This is a genomic window from Amycolatopsis magusensis, assembly GCF_017875555.1.
GTDB classification, from domain to species: domain Bacteria; phylum Actinomycetota; class Actinomycetes; order Mycobacteriales; family Pseudonocardiaceae; genus Amycolatopsis; species Amycolatopsis magusensis.
Genome location: NZ_JAGGMS010000001.1, coordinates 2300192 through 2317852, shown reverse-complemented (window position 1 = coordinate 2317852; position 17661 = coordinate 2300192). Strand labels below are relative to the sequence as shown.

Below are 17661 nucleotides of genomic sequence, written 5' to 3'. Positions count from 1 at the left end.
GCGGAAAGAGGGGGCGTCGTCCACGGACGGCGCCCCTCTTCGTGCGCCCAGGGTGCCGAGCCCAATGCTATGAGTGGGGCATTACTTGCGTTCAATGCAAGTAATGCCCCACTCATAGCATTCAGCGGAGGACGTCCAGGACGACGGGGGTGGCGGGTGGGGCGCTGTCCTGGAGGGTGAAGGAGTTCTCGAGGGTGTGCAGGGCGGCGGGGAGCGCCTCTGGGGTGTCGGTGTGCAGTTCGAGGACGGGGTCCCCGGCGGAGAGCCGGTCGCCTGGTTTCGCGTGGCACAGGATGCCCGCGGCGGCCTGCACCGGGTCCTCCTTGCGCGCCCGCCCGGCCCCGAGCCGCCAGGCCGCCACGCCGACGGCGTAGGCGTCCAGAGTGGACAGCACCCCGTCCGCCGGGGCTTCCACGATGTGGACGTGCTTCGGCGCGGGGAGCGGGGCTTCCGGGTCGCCGTCCTGGGCGCGGATCATCCGGCACCAGGTCTCGTACGCCTCACCCGAGGCCAGCACGGCCGCCGGGTCCACCGAACCCAGCCCGGCCAGCGCCAGCATCTCGCGCGCCAGCGCCACGGTCAGCTCGACCACGTCCGCCGGTCCGCCGCCGCGCAGCACCTCGACCGATTCGGCCACCTCCACCGCGTTGCCGACCGCGCGGCCCAGCGGGGTGCCCATCTCGGTGATCAGCGCGGTGGTCGCCACCCCGTGTGCCTTGCCGATGGCGACCAGCGCCTCGGCCAGTTCCTTCGCCTGCTCGCGCGTCTTCATGAACGCGCCGGAGCCGGTCTTGACGTCCAGCACCAGGCCCGCCGAGCCCTCGGCGATCTTCTTGCTCATGATCGAGCTGGCGATCAGCGGGATGGACTCGACGGTGGCGGTCACGTCCCGCAGCGCGTAGAGCTTGCGGTCCGCGGGCGCCAGCGTGGGCGTGGCCGCGCAGACCACCGCCCCGACCTCCTCCAGCTGCCGGACGATCTCCTCGGTGGACAGCGCCGCGCGCCAGCCGGGGATGGACTCCAGCTTGTCGAGCGTGCCGCCGGTGTGGCCGAGCCCGCGCCCGGACAGCTGCGGCACGGCCGCCCCGCACGCGGCGACCAGCGGCGCCAGCGGCAGGGTGATCTTGTCGCCGACGCCACCGGTCGAGTGCTTGTCCACCGTCGGCCTGCTGCCGTGCAGCGACAGCCGCTCCCCCGAGTCGATCATCGCGCCGGTCCAGCGCGCGATCTCGCCGGAATCCATGCCACGCAAGAAGATCGCCATGGCCAGCGCGGACATCTGCTCTTCGGCGACCACGCCTCGGGTGTACGCGCCGACCACCCAGTCGATCTGCTCGTCGCTCAGCCGTCCACCGTCCCTTTTGGACCGGATGACGTCGACCGCGGCGAAGGGTTCCCCGGCGCTCATGCGGGCAGGTGCTCCGGGCCGAAGGCGTCGGGGAGCACCCGCGACATCGGCAGGATGCCGCTCGGGGTGTCCACCAGGCAGTCCGGGCCGCCGTGTTCGTAGAGCAGCTGACGGCACCGGCCGCACGGCATCAGGAGTTCCCCTTCACCGCTGCGGCAAGCGACCGCGACCAGCCGGCCGGCCCCGGTGAGCCGGAGCTGACCGACCATCGTGCACTCCGCGCACAGGCCCAGCCCGTAGGAAGCGTTCTCCACGTTGCAGCCGGTGATCTCGCGGCCATCGTCCACAATGGCCGCGACGCCCACCTGGAGTCCGGAGTACGGCGCGTAGGCGAGCTTCGCCACGCGGACCGCGCTCGCCCGCAACGCGTCCCAGTCGATGTCAGTCACCTTCGCCTCGCCGGTATTTCGCACCGATCTTCTTCGGTGGCCGCAGTCGCTGCGACGCCACCGCCAGCACGATGATCGTGACGAAGTGCGCCGAGTACGGGATCAGGTCGCTCGGCAGTTCGTCGTTGGACCAGTAGATGTAGTAGAGGACGAGCGCCCCGGCCAGGCCCAGCGCGGCGGCCACCCACTTGCGGCGGACCAGCTGGATCACCACGATCACGCCGAGCAGGATCACCGCGCCGTACAGCAGCGCCAGCACGGCTTCGCCGCCACCGGAGAGCTGCAGGCCGTCGGCGTACCCGAACAGCGCCGCGCCGCCGAGCAGTCCACCGGGCCGCCAGTTGCCGAAGATCATCGCGGCCAGGCCGATGAAGCCGCGGCCGTTGGTCTGGTTCTCCAGGTAGTCCGCGCCACCGGGCAGCAGCACCAGCGAGGCACCACCCATCCCGGCCAGGCCACCGGACACCGCGAGCGCGACGTACTTGTGCACGTACACGTTCACGCCGAGGGATTCGGCGGCCACCGGGTTCTCCCCGCACGACCGCAGCCGCAGGCCGAACCGCGTCTTCCAGAGGACCCAGTAGCTGACCGGGATCAGCAGGATCGCCAGCATGGCCAGCGGCGACACCCCGGTGATCAGGCCGCGCACGATACCGGCCGCGTCGGAGATGCCGACCCGCTGCGCGTCCTCGAGGTCACCGAGCCAGTCGGAGAGGAAGGTGGCCGAGTAGGTGTCGAACTTCTCCACCGGCGGCGACTGCTTCGGGTTGCCCGACAGCGGCCGGAACACCAGGCTCGCCAGGTACTTCGCCACGCCGAGCCCGAGCAGGTTCAGGGCCACGCCGGAGACGATGTGGTTGACGTTGAAGGTGACCGTGGCGATCGCGTGCAGCAGCCCGCCGAGGGCGCCGAGCACGATCGCGGCCACCAGCCCGGCCCACGGGCCGCCGTAGTAGGCACCCCAGGCCGCGCCCCAGGTCCCGAGGATCATCATGCCCTCGAGGCCGATGTTGATCACGCCGGAGCGTTCGGCCCACAGCCCGCCGAGCCCGGCCAGCAGGATCGGCAGCGCCAGGCGCAACGCCGTCTGCGAGGTGTTCGACGAGGTCAGGTCCGGCACGCCGGTCAGGTACGAGGTGGTGGACAGCACCACCAGCGCCGCGGCGGCCCAGAGCATCGCCCTGGCCCAGCCGGGCAGGCGGCGCTTCGGCTTGCCGCCGGTCGCGGTCATCGGCGCGGGGGCCGGGTCCAGGTCGGTCGGCGCGCTCACACCGCACCCCCTTCACTGACGTCGGCCGGCTTGCCGCGCTTGCGCCCGTTGCCAGCCAGTGCCCGGCCCACCCGCCGCTGCTCGGCGGCCAGGTCGGCACGCCGGACGATCTCGTAGGCGACCACGACGGACAGCACGATCGTGCCCTGCATGATGGTGGCGATCTCCTTCGGCACCTGGATCTGCTCCAGCGACACCGCCGACTTGTCCAGGAAGGCCCACAGCACCGCGCCGAGCGCGATGCCCGCGGGGTGGTTGCGGCCGAGCAGCGCCACCGCGATGCCGGTGAAGCCGTAGCCCTGCGCGGCGGTGATGGCGTAGACGTGGTCGCGGCCGAGCAGTTCCGGCAGCGCGACGAGCCCGGCGACCCCGCCGGAGAGCAGCATCGCGATCAGCGTCATCTTCTTGGCGTTCACGCCACCGGCGGCGGCCGCGGTGGTCGACTCGCCGCTGGCCTTGAGCTCGAAGCCGAAGCGCGTGCGGTTCAGCATGAACCAGTACGCGCCACCGACCGCGATGGCGATCAGCACGAAGCCGAACAGCTCACCCAGCTTGCCCAGCGGGATGCCGGGGATGAGCCCGGAGTCGTCGATCGGCTCGGTGTGCACGTTGTTGCCGCGCTGCACGCCGAACTGCTCGGGGTTGATCAGGAAGGCGATGATGCCGATGACGATCGAGTTCAGCATGATCGTCGAGATGACCTCGCTGACCCCGCGGGTCACCTTCAGCACCGCCGGGATGGCCGCGTAGAGCATGCCGCCCAGCACCGCGACCAGGATGATCACGATGGCGTGCAGGACCGGCGGCAGGTGCAGCGCGCCACCGGCGATCGCGGCGACCACCGCGGCGAAGCGGTACTGGCCCTCGACGCCGATGTTGAACAGGTTCATCTGGAAGCCGATCGCCACCGCGAGACCCGCCAGGTAGTACGGCGTGGCCAGGTTCAGCGTGTCGATCGCGGTGGTGCCCTTGAACAGCTGGGCGATCATGGTGCCGAAGGCCCGGAGCGGGTCGGCTCCCGAGATCAGCAGCGCCACCGTGCAGATCAGCACGGCGAACACGATCGCCAGCAGTGGTGGCAGCAGCCTGGTGCGCCACGAACTCATGCGACTTCACCTTCTTCAGCGGCACCGGTCATCGCCGAGCCGAGTTCCTGCGGCGTCACGGTCGCCGGGTCGGCTTCGCTGACCAGGCGGCCGCGCAGCATGACGCGGATCGTGTCGGACAGCCCGATCAGCTCGTCCAGGTCCGCGGAGATCAGCAGCACGGCCAGTCCGTTCGCGCGGGCCTGGCGGATCTGCTCCCAGATCAGCGCCTGCGCGCCGACGTCCACCCCGCGCGTGGGGTGCGAGGCGATCAGCAGCACCGGGTCGCCGGAGAGTTCCCGGCCCACCACCAGTTTCTGCTGGTTCCCGCCGGACAGCGCGGCGGCGGGCACGTCGATGCCCGGGGTGCGCACGTCGTACTCGGCGACGATCCGCTCGGTGTCCTTGCGCGCGCCCGCGATGTCCAGCAGTTGCCCGCTGGCCACCGGTTTCCGCGTCTGGTAACCGAGGATCCGGTTGGCCCACAACGGTTGCGTCAGCAACAGCCCGTGCCGGGTGCGGTCCTCGGCGATGTAGCCGATCCCGGCCTCACGGCGGGCGAGCGTGCCGAGGCGGGTCAGGTTGCGGACCTTGCCGTCGGCGTCGACCAGTTCGACCGTGCCGCCGGTGGCCTTGCGCATGCCCATGATCGTCTCGACCAGTTCGGTCTGGCCGTTGCCCTCGACCCCGGCGATGCCGAGCACCTCACCGGCGCGCACGGAGAACGAGACGTCGTCCAGCGCGGCCCGGTCCGAGCCCTCGACCTCCAGGCGCAGCCCGGAAATCCGGATCACGTCCCGGGTGGTCACGGTGGACTCCCTGGTCTCCGGGCTGGGCAGTTCGCTGCCGACCATCATCTCGGCGAGCTCGCGGGAGCTGATCTTCTTCGGGTCGGCCGAGCCGACCGTGGTGCCGCGGCGGATCACCGTCACCGAGTCGGCGATCGCGCGCACCTCGTCGAGCTTGTGCGAGATGAAGATGAAGGTGAAACCCTGGCGCTGCATGTCGCGCACGGTCTCGAACAGCGCGTCGACCTCCTGCGGCACCAGCACCGCGGTCGGCTCGTCCAGGATGACGATCTTCGCGCCGCGGTAGAGCACCTTGACGATCTCGACGCGCTGGCGGTCGGCCACGCCGAGGTCCTCGAGCAGCGTGTCCGGGTCGGCGCGCAGGCCGGTGCGCTCGGCCAGTTCGGCCAGCCGCGCCCTGGCCGCGCGGCCGATGCCGTGCAGCGACTCCGCGCCGAGCAGCACGTTCTCGCGCACGGTCAGGTTGTCGGCGAGCATGAAGTGCTGGTGCACCATGCCGATCCCGGCTCTGATCGCGTCCTGCGGGTTGCGCAGCTCGACCTGCGTGCCGTTGACGGTGATGGTGCCCTCGTCCGGCCGCTGCATGCCGTAGAGGATCTTCATCAGGGTGGACTTGCCCGCGCCGTTCTCGCCACAGACCGCGTGCACCTCACCCTCGTGCACGGTCAGGTTGACGTCGGAGTTGGCGACCACGCCGGGAAAGCGCTTGGTGATCCCGGCCAGTTCGACCACCGGCCTGCGTGACCCGGGCTCGGGCTGCGGCTCTGTCATTGAGGAATGCTCCCGGAAACAACGCGGGGGGCCCGCCGGACGGGTTCGCCGCCGGTGGGCCCCACGCGAAGGTGAACTAACGGAGTTTTACTTCTGCGGCTTGTCGGTCACCGTGATGGCGCCGCTGATGATCTGCGCCTTGTAACCCTCGAGCACGTCCTTGATGTCGTCGACCTTGCCACCGGAGGTGGCGTAGCCGACGCCGTCGACCTTGAGGTCGAACCGCTTGGGCAGGGTGGTGGTGTCGCCCTTGGCCACGGCCTTGATGAAGTCGAAGACCGCCACGTCGACGCGCTTGATCATCGAGGTGATGATCACGTCCTTGGCGTTCTCCACCGTCTTCTGGTTGTACTGGTCGGAGTCGACCCCGATGGCGAGCGCCTTGCCCGAGGACTTCGCGGCCTCGAACACGCCCTTACCGGAAGCGCCCGCGGCGTGGTAGATCACGTCGGCGCCCTTGTTGATCTGGGCGGCGGCCTTGATGTTGCCCTTGCCCGGGTCGTTGAAGCCGGAGATGTCGCCCGCCGGGGTGAGGTACTCGTCCTCGATCTTGGCCTTGGACGAAGCCGCCTTCACGCCCTGCAGGAAGCCCGCCTCGAACTTCTGGATCAGCGGGGTGTCCACGCCGCCGACGAAGCCGACGTGGCAGCTCTTGCTCTTGTAGACCGCGGCGACGCCGGCCAGGAACGAGCCCTGCTCCTCGGCGAAGACCAGCGGGGTGACGTTCGGCGCCTGCACCGAGTCGTCGTCGACGATGGCGAACTTGGTGTCCGGGAACTTCGGCGCGACCGCCTTGATGGAGTCCGCGTAGGCGAAGCCGACCGCGATGATCGGGTTGAAGCCCTCGGTGGCCATCTGGTTGAGGCGCTGCTGCTTGGAGTCCTCGGACTCGGTGCCGGTGGCGGTGCTCTCGCTGATGGCGGGCACGCCCAGCTCGGCCTTGGCCTTGTCGGCGCCCGCGGCGGCCGCGTCGTTGAACGAGGCGTCACCCCGGCCACCCACGTCGTAGGCCAGCCCGACCTTCAGCTTGGAGGCGTCCACCTTCTCGCTGTCCTGCGCCTGGCTCTGTGCGGCCGGAGCCGCGGCCGGCGGCTTGGGCGCGGTGACGCAACCCTGCGCACCCTGGTCAGCCGGTGCAGCGGTATCACCGCCGGTGCCGCCGGAATCCTTCGCACAACCGGCCAGCGCCAGCACACCGGCCATGGCTACGGCGGCCAGTGTGCGATTGCGTGTACCGCGCACGGTGCTTCTCCCTCCCCGCTGCTCTTTCACAACGGTGCCCGAGAACAACCCGGCTCCACTGCCGGGTTCGACGGGGCGAACCGTACCCGTCCGCCATGACGGGGACACATCGACGGCACGCTACGTAACCCAAATGTTTGTTCGTGGTTCGCCCGAGCGATGAACCGGGCACGCGTTGTCACCGGAACGTGTGGTTCGACAAGGCGTGTTGTCGATCTCCACAGGGGTACCCGGCAGCCCTGCCGGGCATAACGCTCATCACATACGGCAACCCGAGGGTGAGCCCCGTGTCAAGGGCAGGTCTAGCATCCTCAGCATCCACGCCCGATGACCTTGACCCAGGTGCCTTCGCCGGAGAACACGCAGGTGAACACGCCGAAGCCACGGTCACCGGGGTCCAGTCCATCAGTGACGTTGGAGGCCGTTCACCGATGTCCACCACTGCTGGCGCCGCGAGCGATGCGGCGCGGAGCGATCGGGCGGGTGCCTCGCGCCGGAACGGGACGTTCTACCGCGGTGACCCAGGCATGTGGTCCTGGGTGCTGCACCGGATCACCGGCGTGCTCACGTTCTTCTTCCTCTTTGTCCACGTGCTCGACACCGCGCTCGTCCGCGTTTCCCCGAACGCCTACGACGAGGTCATCGAGACCTACAAGACCCCGATCGTCAACCTGATCGAGGTCGGCCTGGTCGGCGCGGTGCTGTTCCACGCGCTCAACGGCCTGCGGGTGATCCTCGTCGACTTCTGGTCGCAGGGCCCGCGCTACCAGAAGCAGATGCTCTGGGGCCTGGTCGGGCTCTGGGTGCTGGTGATGGTCCCCGGCACCTACTTCATGCTCGAGCGGACCGTGAGCACGATGTTCGGAGGCGGTCACTGATGAGCGCGGCGTTGCCACTCGACAAGCCGCGGTCCCCGCGGCGCCCGGCTGCCCGGCGCAGCAACTTCGAGCTGTACAGCTGGCTGTTCATGCGCATCTCCGGCGTCGCGCTGATGGTGCTGGTGCTCGGCCACCTGTTCATCATGAACATCCTCGACGGCGGCGTGCACCGGATCAACTGGGGCTTCGTGGCCGGCCGCTGGGCCTCGCCGTTCTGGCAGTTCTGGGACCTGTCCATGCTGTGGCTGGCCCAGCTGCACGGCGGCAACGGCGTGCGCACGATCATCGACGACTACGCGCGCAAGGACAGCACGCGGTTCTGGCTGAAGATCGTGCTCTACACCTCGATGGTGCTGATCCTCGCGGTGGGCACCATGGTGATCTTCACCTTCGACCCGGACATGCCGGCCAGCTAACCCCACCACACACGTTCTTCAGGAGAAGCGGCAATGCAGTTCCACAAGTACGACGTGGTGATCGTCGGGGCGGGCGGTGCCGGCATGCGCGCCGCCATCGAAGCCGGTCAGCGCACCAGGACCGCGGTGCTGACCAAGCTCTACCCGACCCGGTCGCACACCGGTGCCGCCCAGGGCGGCATGTGCGCGGCGCTCGCCAACGTCGAAGAGGACAACTGGGAGTGGCACACCTTCGACACGGTCAAGGGCGGTGACTACCTCACCGACCAGGACGCCGCCGAGATCATGGCGAAGGAAGCCATCGACGCGGTCCTCGACCTGGAGAAGATGGGGCTGCCGTTCAACCGGACCCCCGAGGGCAAGATCGACCAGCGCCGGTTCGGCGGGCACACCCGTGACCACGGCAAGGCCGCGGTGCGCCGCGCCTGCTACGCCGCGGACCGCACCGGCCACATGATCCTGCAGACGCTGTACCAGAACTGCGTCAAGCACGGCATCGAGTTCTTCAACGAGTTCTACGTGCTCGACATCGCGATGACCGACACGCCCGACGGGCCGAAGGCCTCCGGGGCCATCGCCTACGAGCTGGCCACCGGTGAGCTGCACGTCTTCCAGGCCAAGTCGATCGTGTTCGCCACCGGCGGGTTCGGGAAGGTCTTCAAGACCACCTCGAACGCGCACACGCTGACCGGTGACGGCATGGGCATCTACTTCCGCAAGGGCCTGCCGCTGGAGGACATCGAGTTCTACCAGTTCCACCCGACCGGCCTGGCCGGGCTGGGCATCCTGCTCACCGAGGGTGCCCGCGGCGAGGGCGCGATCCTGCGCAACGAGTCCGGCGAGCGGTTCATGGAGCGGTACGCGCCGACCATCAAGGACCTGGCGCCGCGGGACATCGTCGCGCGGTCGATGGTGCTCGAGGTGCTCGAAGGCCGCGGGGCCGGGCCGAACAAGGACTACGTGCTGCTGGACTGCACCCACCTCGGGGCCGAGGTGCTGGAGACCAAGCTGCCGGACATCACCGAGTTCGCCCGCACCTACCTCGGGGTGGACCCGGTGGTCGAGCCGGTGCCGGTGTACCCGACCGCGCACTACGCGATGGGCGGGATCCCGACCAACGTGCACGGCGAGGCGCTGCGGGACAACGACAACGTCATCCCCGGCCTGTACGCCGCGGGTGAGGTCGCCTGCGTGTCGGTGCACGGCGCGAACCGCCTGGGCACCAACTCGCTGCTCGACATCAACGTGTTCGGCCGCCGCGCCGGCATCGCCGCCGCGGAGTACGCCGCCGGGCACGACTTCGTCGAGCTGCCGGAGACCCCGGCACGCATGGTCGAGGGCATGGTCGAGCACCTGCGCACCGCCCACGGCGGGGAGCGGGTCGCCGACATCCGCACCGAGCTGCAGCAGACGATGGACTCGAACGCGGCGGTGTACCGCACCGAGGACACGCTGAAGCAGGCGCTGACCGACGTGCAGGCGCTCAAGGAGCGCTACGGCCGGATCGCGGTGCAGGACAAGGGCAAGCGGTTCAACACCGACCTGCTCGAGGCGATCGAGCTGGGCTTCCTGCTCGACCTCGCCGAGGCGCTGGTGGTGGCGGCCCTGGCGCGCAAGGAGTCCCGCGGCGGGCACGCGCGCGAGGACTACCCGAACCGCGACGACGTGAACTTCATGCGGCACTCGATGTCGTACAAGCAGATGCCGGAGCAGGAGGACCCCGACGCCCCGCTGGGGCTGACGGGATTCCTCGCGGACATCCGGCTGGACTACAAGCCGGTGACCTTCACCCGGTACGAGCCGATGGAGCGGAAGTACTGATGACCGCGGTAGCCGAACAGGCGCACGACACCTCGCAGATCCCCGCCCCGGAGGGTTCGCTCACCGTCACGGTGAAGATCCTGCGGTACAACCCGGAGCTGGACTCCGAGCCGCACTGGGAGTCCTACGACGTCCCGGCGCTGCCCACCGACCGCGTGCTGAACCTGCTGTCGAGCATCAAGAACTACGTGGACGGCACCCTGTCGTTCCGCCGGTCCTGCGCGCACGGCATCTGCGGTTCCGACGCCATGCAGATCAACGGCATCAACCGGCTGGCCTGCAAGGTCCTGGTCAAGGACCTGTTGGCGAAGAAGGGCAAGCCGACGACCATCACGATCGCGCCGATCAAGGGCCTGAAGACGGAGAAGGACCTCTACGTCGACATGGAACCCTTCTTCGAGGCGTTCCGTGCGGTCAAGCCGTACCTCATCGCCTACGGCAACGAGCCCACGCGCGAGCGGGTCCAGTCCATCGCGGACCGGGAGCGCTTCGACGACACCACGAAGTGCATCCTGTGCGCGTGCTGCACCTCGTCGTGCCCGGTCTACTGGAGCGACGGCTCCTACTTCGGCCCGGCGGCGATCGTCAACGCGCACCGCTTCATCTTCGACTCCCGGGACGAAGGCGCCGAAGAACGCCTCGACATCCTGAACGACGCCGAAGGCGTGTGGCGGTGCCGCACCACCTTCAACTGCACCGACGCCTGCCCACGCGGCATCCAGGTCACCAAGGCGATCCAAGAAGTCAAGCGCGCCCTGCTGTTCAAGCGCGTCTGATCGTTCAACCGTCACGAATGTGGCTTTCGAGACGTCAAACGTCCCGAAAGCCACATTCGCGACAATGGCCAGCCCCCGCCGCCCTCGCGCCCCCGCGCTGCAAACCGGCGCCCGGCGCGCCAACGCGAGCACCAGAGCCACCCACCCCTCCCCATCCCCGGTCCGAAGCCAAAAACACGGCGGGCGTTCCGTTGTCAAGGCATCATTCCCGCCTTGACAACGGAACGCCCGCTGTCGTCACACTAAAAAACCGGGGTGGAAAAACCCTCAGACCGCCCGAGCAATAGCTATCGACCCATTCAACCGAGTCCCAGCCTCATAAATCATATACTCCACACCCCCATCAGTCCCAAACGACGGCGCCGCACACCTCCCATTGTCCGGCGCCCCAGCCATCGGCGCATGGAACACCCCCAGATGCACCCGCCGACTGAAGTCATTCCCCACCTCGGTGATCCGCATACTCCCCCCAGCCTCGATATTCGTGTGGTACACGACGTAAGTCGACCCGTTCCGCGAAACCACGTGCGGAGCCCCGATATCCCGCGCCCCCACCTCCTCCGGGCGGATCAACGGACTCTGCGAGAACGTCCAGTTCCGCGCATCCGGTGACCATCCCCACCCGATCGACCGCCGGTTCGCCGTTGTATTGATCATGAACACCATCACGTACCGCGCCCCCAGCGCGGGCAGGTCGTGCCGGAACACCCGCGCATACGACGTCTCCGTGGTTCCCGCAGGCAGCAAACGCGTGGACAGCACTTCCTTGTCGTACGTGAAATTGATGCCGTCCTTCGACCTCGCCAGCCGAGTCACCGTGTTCTCGCCGTGGAAGTACATGAAGATCTCCTTCGAATCCTCATTCCACATCGCATGCGGCGACGAAACATGGCTCACTTCGTACTCACCGGGCCACACCCGCGAAATGATCGGGTTCGCCGGGTACTCCGTATACGGCCCGCCCAGTGAATTCGCGTAAGCCAGGCAGATCCCACCCGGCGCATCGTGCGGTGCGTAGTACAGATAGAACCGCCCCAGCGCGCCGGGGATGCGGCCGGCCGTGCCCCGCACGCACGGGAAGATCAGCTCGCCCGTCGGGTTGTACTTGAGCGCGTTCTTGTCGAACGCCGTCCGCAGGTACTTGTACGCAGGAAAACCGGGCGGCGCGGCGGAGGCGGGCAGCGCGGAGGCGGCCACCAGGCCCAGCCCGGTCCCGGCCGCGACCTTCAGCGCGGCTCGGCGGTTCCACAGTCGGCTCATCGGGGAAGCTCCTTCGTCATCGGAGGATGGCGGCGAGTGTGAGCAGGCAAAACGCCGCCGTCAAGGTGCTAATACGTATTAGTCCCGCCGTCCCCGCAAACCGGACAGATTGGTTGACTTCCCGCCGGGCACCGCTCAGCCTTCTGCTAATCCGCATTAGCCAGGAGGGCGACTTCCATGACCACCCGTCGAGCCATGCCCCGCCAGGCGGACATCGCCCGCGAGGCCGGGGTCTCGCAGGCGACCGTCTCGGTGGTGCTCAGCGGCAACCGCGCCCGCGTCCGGATGGCCGAGACCACCCGGCTGCGCGTGCTCGAAGCCGCCGAAAAGCTCGGTTACGTGCCGGACCCGGTCGCCACGCGGCTGGCGTCCTCGCGCAACCACATGCTCGGGCTCTACACCTTCAAGACCACGTTCCCGACCGACGTCGCCGACTCGTACTACCCGATCCTGGTCGGTGTCGAGGAGGAAGCCGCCGCGCTCGGGCAGGACCTGATCCTGTTCACCGGCCGGGGTGGCGCCGACCGCCGGGACCACGACGCCGCGGCCATCCGGCGGACCCGGGTCGCCGACGGCTGCCTGTTCTTCGGCAGGCACGTGCCGGACGAGGCGATCGGCGGGCTGCTGGACTCCGGCTTCCCGCTGGTCTACATCGGACGCCGGCCCGAGCTGGACAACCGGATCCCGTTCGTCGGCGCCGATTACGTCAGAGCCTCGGCGAAAGTCGTCGAGCAGCTCATCCACCACGGACACCGCAACATCCGCTACCTCCGCGAACCGGATGACGCCCCCTCGTCCACCGACCGCGAGCGCGGCTTCCGCCAGGCGACCGCCGGACTGCCCGCGACCGTGCACCGGCTCGACGGCGGCATCGATCTCGACGCCTGGCGCAAAGAAGGCGTCACCGCCGTCGTCGTCGAGGAAACCGACACTTCGACCGCCTACACCGCGGTCACCAACGCACTCGAAGCCGGCAACCTCACCTGCCCCCGCGACCTCTCGCTGGCCGTGCTCGGCAGGCCGCCCGGACAAGCCGAACACGTCACCGGCTTCGCCGTGCCCCGCCGCGAGATGGGCAGGCAGGCCGTGCGCCTGCTGGTCCGCCTGATCACCCGCGAGCTCGGCCAGGACTCCCCGGCCGCCCGCCAGCTCCTGCCCTGTGAACCGGTCGCCGGAACCACCGTCGGCCCCGTGAACCAAGGAAGCCCCGCATGAACGAACTGTCCACCGAAATCCTCGTCGTCGGCGGTGGCCTCGGCGGCGTCGCCGCGGCACTGGCCGCCGCCCGCGCCGGGCACCGCGTGGTGCTCACCGAGGAGACCACGTGGATCGGCGGCCAGCTGACCGCGCAGGCCGTGCCGCCGGACGAAAACCCGTGGATCGAGCGCTTCGGCTCCACCGCCACCTACCGGCAGCTGCGCGAAGGCATCCGCAACTACTACCGCCGCCACTACCCGCTGCGCGCCGAAGCCCGCGGCCTCACGAACCTGAACCCGGGCGCGGGCCGCGTGAGCAAGCTCTGCCACGAGCCGAGGGTCGCACTGGCGGTGCTGGAAGCCATGCTGGCGCCGCACCTCAGCGCCGGCCGGATCACCCTGCTGACCGGGCACCGGCCGGTGGCCGCGGAAACCAACGGTGACCAGGTCGAATCCGTGCGGCTCAGCGACGAGCACGGCAATCTGCTCGACGTCCAGGCCGACTACGTGCTCGACGCCACCGAGAACGGCGACCTGCTGCCGCTGGCCGGCGTCGAGTTCGCAGTCGGTGCCGAAGCGCAGCGCGAGTACGACGAGCCGAACGCCCCCGAGCAGGCCGACCCCGGCAACCTCCAGGGCATCACCTACTGCTTCGCCATGTCCCACCACAGTGGACAGAACCACGTCATCGACCGTCCGGCGATGTACGAGTTCTGGCGCTCCTACCAGCCGGAGTTCTGGCCGGGGCCGCTGCTCGGCCTCCTCGCGCCCGACCCGCGCACGCTGGAACCGGTGCCACGCACCTTCGTGCCCAACCCGGACACCGACCCGCTCGCGATCAGCGCCGATCAGAGCGCCGACGCCGGGGACAAGGAGCTGTGGGGGTTCCGCCGCATCCTGGCCAGGGGCATGCACACGCCCGGCTCGTTCGACTCGGACATCACGCTGGTCAACTGGCCGCTCAACGACTACTGGCTGCGCCCGGCGCTGGAGATCGACGGGATCGCCGACGCCGAATCCGTGGCGAAAGCGCACTACGAGGCCAAACAACTGTCGCTGTCCGTCCTCTACTGGCTGCAGACCGAGGTCGGCTTCCCCGGCCTGAAGCTGCGCCACGACGTCACCGGCACCGCCGACGGCCTGGCGAAAGCCGCCTACGTGCGGGAATCGCGGCGCATCAAGGCGGTCACCACCGTCACCGAGCACCACGTCTCGCTCGACCTGCTCGGCGCGCACGGCCGCGCCCACCACGCCGATTCGGTCGGCATCGGGAGCTACCGGATCGACCTGCACCCGTCGACCTCCGGGGACAACTACGTGGACGTGGCGAGCGTGCCGTTCGAGATCCCGCTCGGCGCGCTGCTGCCGCGGCGGGTGGAGAACCTGTTGCCCGCGGCCAAGAACCTGGGCACCACGCACATCACCAACGGCTGCTACCGGCTGCACCCGGTGGAGTGGAACGTCGGCGAGGTGGCCGGGCACCTGGCCGGGTTCGCCCTCCGGCGCGGGGTCTCGCCACGCAAGGTGCAGGCCGACGAATCGCTGTTCGGCGAGTTCGCCGCACTGCTCGACCGGGCCGGGGTGGAACGCCGCTGGCCCGAAGTCCGCGGTTACTGAATCGGAGGCTGGACATGACTGCAACGCCGCAGACCGTCCGGATCGGCATCGACGTCGGGGGCACGTTCACCGACGCGGTGGCGGTGGACGCGCAGACCTTCGCCCTGCTCGGGCAGGTCAAGGTCCCCACCAGCCACGACCACGCCGACGGCGTGGCGCACGGCATCCTCACCGCGCTCACCCGGCTCCACGAGCAGACCGGCATCGACCCCGGCGCGGTCTCGTTCCTGGCGCACGGCACCACGCAGGCGACGAACGCGCTGCTCGAGGGCGATGTGGCCACGGTCGGCATCGCCGGGATCGGGCACGGGTTCGACGGCTGGGCCACCGGCAGGCTGCGGTCGCTGCGCAAGCTGGAACTCGCGCCCGGCCGCCCGCTGCCGATCCGGTACGCGGCGGTGAAGGACGCCGAGCACCCGGAGACGGTCAAGGAAGCGGTGGCTAAGCTGCACTCCGATGGCGCCGAGGTGATCGTCGCCGTCGAACCGTTCAGTGTGGACGATCCGGCCGGGGAACGGGCCGTGGTCACCGAGGCACGGGCCCAGCACCTCCCGGCCACCGCCACCCACGAGATCACCGGCCTCTATGGACTGTCCAAACGCGCCAGGACGGCCGTGCTCAACGCCGGGATCATGCCGCGGATGATCGAAACCGCCGACCTGGTGGACCGCAGTGTCGCGGCGGCGGGCATCACCGCGCCGCTGATGGTGATGCGTGGCGACGGCGGCGTGATGTCGCTGGAGGAGATGCGCAAGCGCCCGCTGCTCACCGCGCTTTCCGGCCCGGCGGCGGGTGTGGCCGGGGCGCTGATGGGCGAACGGCTCAGCGACGGCATCTTCCTGGAGACCGGCGGCACGTCGACCGACATCAGCGTGGTGCGCCGCGGAAAGGTGCAGGTCCGGCACGCCAAGCTCGGCGGCCGGGAGACCTACCTGCCCGCGCTCGACGTGCGCACGGTCGGGATCGGTGGCGGCTCGCTGATCCGCGTCTCCGGTCAGTCGGTCACCGCTGTCGGCCCACGCAGCGCGCACATCGCGGGCCTGCCGTACGCCTGCTTCGCGAAGGCGCTCGAAGGCGCCAAGCTGATCAGCGTTTCACCCAAGGACGGCGATCCTGCCGACTACGCCGCGCTGGAGACCGCGGACGGCACCCGGTACGCGATCACCCTCACCTGCGCCGCCAACGCGCTCGGCGTGGTCCCCGAAGACAGCTACGCCCACGCCGATCCCGAGACCGCGAAGCTGGCACTCGCCCCGCTGGCGAACGCTTTGGGCCTGTCCATCGAGAAAGCCGCGGCCGCTGTGCTCGAGCAGGCGGTCAAGCCGGTCAGGGCCGTGGTCGACGAGCTGGTCGAGGCGTACCGGCTCGAGGCCGTCACGCTGGTCGGCGGCGGTGGTGGCGCGGCGGCGGTCACCCCGTTCCTCGGCCAGTCGTCCACTATGGACTGGCGGATCGCGAAGCACAGCGAGGTGATCAGCCCGCTGGGTGCGGCACTGGCGATGGTGCGGGAGTCGGTCGAGCGGATCGTGCCGAACCCGTCGCACAGCGATGTGCTGGCCACGCGTGCCGAAGCCGAACGGGCCGTGGTCGCCCAGGGCGCCGACCCGGCCGGGGTGGACGTCGACGTGACTGTCGATCCGCAGCGAAACCTGATCCGGGCGGTGGCCACCGGGGCGACCGAACTACGCACGAAGGACCGCGCCGGGAAGCTGGACGAGGCCCGAGTACGCCGGGAAGTCGCCAAATCGCTGAGTGTCGAACCCGCTGACGTGCTTGAGCTCGCTGTCACCCCGCACCACCGCGTGTGGGGCGCGAAGACCCGGAAACCCGGCTTCTTCGGCCGCTTCGCCCGGCCGGCCGAGCAGATCCGGGTGGTGGACGGCGAAGGCGTGATCCGGCTGCACCTCTCCGGGGCGCACCTCGCCGAGACGACCGCGGGCGAGGGCAACGCGCGGCTCACCGACCTGGTCACCGAGCACACCTCCGTCGGCGACGGCGGTTCGCGGGCACCGGCGGTGTACCTGCTGGCCGGGCCGAAGATCGCCGACCTGTCCGGGGTGCTCGACCGGGAGCAGCTGCTCGCGCTGATCGGCGCCGAACTCGGCACCCGGCAGCCGGACGAACCGCTGGTCGCGCTGCTGGAGGACCGGCGATGACCGCACTCGACCTGGGCACGCGGTTCCTCGCCGCGACCCCGACCCACGAACACCGCACGCCGGAGCAACTCCGGGCCTGGGCACGGATCGCCCTCGACTTCGGGGACGAACTCGCCGAGGAACACCCGGAACTGCCGCAGCTGGACATCCGCGAGAAGACCGGCGGCAAACGGTCCGGCGAGATCCTGCTCGCCGAGTACCACCACCGCGATCATCGCGTCACCCTCTACCGCGACAGCCTCGACTACGCCCGCGAGGTCAGCGCGAAACGCGGCGTACCGATCGCGCCGGAGAAACTGCGGCGCGCGGCGATCGCCCACGAGGTCGGTCACCACCTGCTGCACGGGCCGCGCACCCGCGAACTGAACCGCCGCCTCGGCCACCGCGTCCTGCGGCTTCGCGCCCACGTCGCCGGTGCCGACGAACTGGCCGTCCACCGCTACGCCCAGCGCCTCAGCGGCCTGAACCCCCTGCTGCTCAACACCTTTCTGACCGACGCCCTGGATGAACCCCGCGCGAGGTCGCGCCGTGCTGGAGGCGCGGCCGAAGACACAGGAGGCTGATATG

General features: G+C 69.4%; 15 protein-coding genes. 8 read left to right on the top strand and 7 right to left on the bottom strand.

Going from position 1 to position 17661, the window contains the following annotated elements; translation table 11 throughout:
- Window positions 1-121 precede the first annotated feature (121 nt).
- The 6 genes from JOM49_RS10785 to JOM49_RS10760 form a co-directional block, all read right to left on the bottom strand.
- The gene (locus JOM49_RS10785) at window positions 122-1408 is read right to left on the bottom strand and encodes a thymidine phosphorylase (RefSeq protein ID WP_209664162.1); all 1287 of its coding nucleotides are present in this window, start codon (window positions 1406-1408) and stop codon (window positions 122-124) included.
- Window positions 1405-1797: a cytidine deaminase gene (locus JOM49_RS10780; RefSeq protein WP_209664161.1), complete on the bottom strand. Its 393-nt coding sequence runs from the start codon at window positions 1795-1797 to the stop codon at window positions 1405-1407. The genes JOM49_RS10785 and JOM49_RS10780 overlap by 4 nt, the downstream gene beginning before the upstream one ends.
- Window positions 1790-3028, bottom strand: a complete 1239-nt coding sequence (locus JOM49_RS10775) for an ABC transporter permease (protein WP_209671044.1) — start codon at window positions 3026-3028, stop codon at window positions 1790-1792. The genes JOM49_RS10780 and JOM49_RS10775 overlap by 8 nt, the downstream gene beginning before the upstream one ends.
- 35 nt (window positions 3029-3063) lie before the next feature.
- Window positions 3064-4173: an ABC transporter permease gene (locus JOM49_RS10770; protein ID WP_209664160.1), complete on the bottom strand. Its 1110-nt coding sequence runs from the start codon at window positions 4171-4173 to the stop codon at window positions 3064-3066.
- On the bottom strand, window positions 4170-5732 hold the full coding sequence (locus tag JOM49_RS10765) for an ABC transporter ATP-binding protein (protein ID WP_209664159.1): 1563 nt from the start codon (window positions 5730-5732) through the stop codon (window positions 4170-4172). Before JOM49_RS10765 ends, JOM49_RS10770 begins: the two co-directional genes overlap by 4 nt.
- Before the next feature lie 87 nt (window positions 5733-5819).
- Window positions 5820-6935 (bottom strand): BMP family lipoprotein, encoded by a 1116-nt coding sequence (locus tag JOM49_RS10760; protein ID WP_245370189.1) that lies wholly within the window; start codon window positions 6933-6935, stop codon window positions 5820-5822.
- Window positions 6936-7405: 470 nt separating this feature from the next.
- On the opposite strand from JOM49_RS10760, the gene sdhC reads away from it, so the two are divergent.
- From sdhC to JOM49_RS10740, 4 genes are read left to right on the top strand one after another with little or no spacing between them, the layout of a single operon-like run.
- Entirely contained in the window at window positions 7406-7852 is a 447-nt protein-coding gene (sdhC, locus tag JOM49_RS10755; protein WP_209664157.1) for a succinate dehydrogenase, cytochrome b556 subunit, read from the top strand.
- Entirely contained in the window at window positions 7852-8268 is a 417-nt protein-coding gene (locus JOM49_RS10750) for a succinate dehydrogenase hydrophobic membrane anchor subunit (RefSeq protein WP_209664156.1), read from the top strand. The genes sdhC and JOM49_RS10750 overlap by 1 nt, the downstream gene beginning before the upstream one ends.
- A 33-nt stretch (window positions 8269-8301) precedes the next feature.
- Window positions 8302-10089: a succinate dehydrogenase flavoprotein subunit gene (sdhA, locus tag JOM49_RS10745; protein WP_209664155.1), complete on the top strand. Its 1788-nt coding sequence runs from the start codon at window positions 8302-8304 to the stop codon at window positions 10087-10089.
- Window positions 10089-10865: a succinate dehydrogenase iron-sulfur subunit gene (locus JOM49_RS10740; protein WP_209664154.1), complete on the top strand. Its 777-nt coding sequence runs from the start codon at window positions 10089-10091 to the stop codon at window positions 10863-10865. The genes sdhA and JOM49_RS10740 overlap by 1 nt, the downstream gene beginning before the upstream one ends.
- Window positions 10866-11132: 267 nt before the next feature.
- Here the strand turns inward: JOM49_RS10740 and JOM49_RS10735 are convergent, their stop codons facing one another.
- Window positions 11133-12125 carry a glycoside hydrolase family protein gene (locus JOM49_RS10735; protein ID WP_209664153.1) on the bottom strand — a complete coding sequence of 331 codons (993 nt, stop codon included), beginning with the start codon at window positions 12123-12125 and terminating at the stop codon, window positions 11133-11135.
- Between the two features lie 177 nt (window positions 12126-12302).
- On the opposite strand from JOM49_RS10735, the gene JOM49_RS10730 reads away from it, so the two are divergent.
- Genes JOM49_RS10730 through JOM49_RS10715 form a run of 4 tightly spaced genes read left to right on the top strand, consistent with a single transcriptional unit; the run spans window position 12303 to window position 17657 of the window.
- A complete protein-coding gene (locus JOM49_RS10730) occupies window positions 12303-13340 on the top strand; it encodes a LacI family DNA-binding transcriptional regulator (RefSeq protein WP_245369291.1) in 1038 nt (345 codons plus the stop codon).
- Window positions 13337-14938 (top strand): FAD-dependent oxidoreductase, encoded by a 1602-nt coding sequence (locus tag JOM49_RS10725; RefSeq protein ID WP_209664152.1) that lies wholly within the window; start codon window positions 13337-13339, stop codon window positions 14936-14938. Before JOM49_RS10730 ends, JOM49_RS10725 begins: the two co-directional genes overlap by 4 nt.
- 14 nt (window positions 14939-14952) lie before the next feature.
- Entirely contained in the window at window positions 14953-17094 is a 2142-nt protein-coding gene (locus JOM49_RS10720) for a hydantoinase/oxoprolinase family protein (RefSeq protein ID WP_209664151.1), read from the top strand.
- On the top strand, window positions 17091-17657 hold the full coding sequence (locus JOM49_RS10715) for a hypothetical protein (RefSeq protein ID WP_209664150.1): 567 nt from the start codon (window positions 17091-17093) through the stop codon (window positions 17655-17657). Before JOM49_RS10720 ends, JOM49_RS10715 begins: the two co-directional genes overlap by 4 nt.
- Window positions 17658-17661: the final 4 nt, after the last annotated feature.

Coding starts and splice junctions, on each gene's coding strand:
- JOM49_RS10785 (WP_209664162.1), bottom strand. CDS start 1,408: ATGAGCGCCGGGGAACCCTTCGCCGCGGTCGACGTCATCCGGTCCAAA.
- JOM49_RS10775 (WP_209671044.1), bottom strand. CDS start 3,028: ATGACCGCGACCGGCGGCAAGCCGAAGCGCCGCCTGCCCGGCTGGGCC.
- JOM49_RS10770 (WP_209664160.1), bottom strand. CDS start 4,173: ATGAGTTCGTGGCGCACCAGGCTGCTGCCACCACTGCTGGCGATCGTG.
- JOM49_RS10765 (WP_209664159.1), bottom strand. CDS start 5,732: ATGACAGAGCCGCAGCCCGAGCCCGGGTCACGCAGGCCGGTGGTCGAA.
- JOM49_RS10760 (WP_245370189.1), bottom strand. CDS start 6,935: ATGGCCGGTGTGCTGGCGCTGGCCGGTTGTGCGAAGGATTCCGGCGGC.
- sdhC (WP_209664157.1), top strand. CDS start 7,406: ATGTCCACCACTGCTGGCGCCGCGAGCGATGCGGCGCGGAGCGATCGG.
- JOM49_RS10750 (WP_209664156.1), top strand. CDS start 7,852: ATGAGCGCGGCGTTGCCACTCGACAAGCCGCGGTCCCCGCGGCGCCCG.
- sdhA (WP_209664155.1), top strand. CDS start 8,302: ATGCAGTTCCACAAGTACGACGTGGTGATCGTCGGGGCGGGCGGTGCC.
- JOM49_RS10740 (WP_209664154.1), top strand. CDS start 10,089: ATGACCGCGGTAGCCGAACAGGCGCACGACACCTCGCAGATCCCCGCC.
- JOM49_RS10735 (WP_209664153.1), bottom strand. CDS start 12,125: ATGAGCCGACTGTGGAACCGCCGAGCCGCGCTGAAGGTCGCGGCCGGG.
- JOM49_RS10730 (WP_245369291.1), top strand. CDS start 12,303: ATGACCACCCGTCGAGCCATGCCCCGCCAGGCGGACATCGCCCGCGAG.
- JOM49_RS10725 (WP_209664152.1), top strand. CDS start 13,337: ATGAACGAACTGTCCACCGAAATCCTCGTCGTCGGCGGTGGCCTCGGC.
- JOM49_RS10720 (WP_209664151.1), top strand. CDS start 14,953: ATGACTGCAACGCCGCAGACCGTCCGGATCGGCATCGACGTCGGGGGC.
- JOM49_RS10715 (WP_209664150.1), top strand. CDS start 17,091: ATGACCGCACTCGACCTGGGCACGCGGTTCCTCGCCGCGACCCCGACC.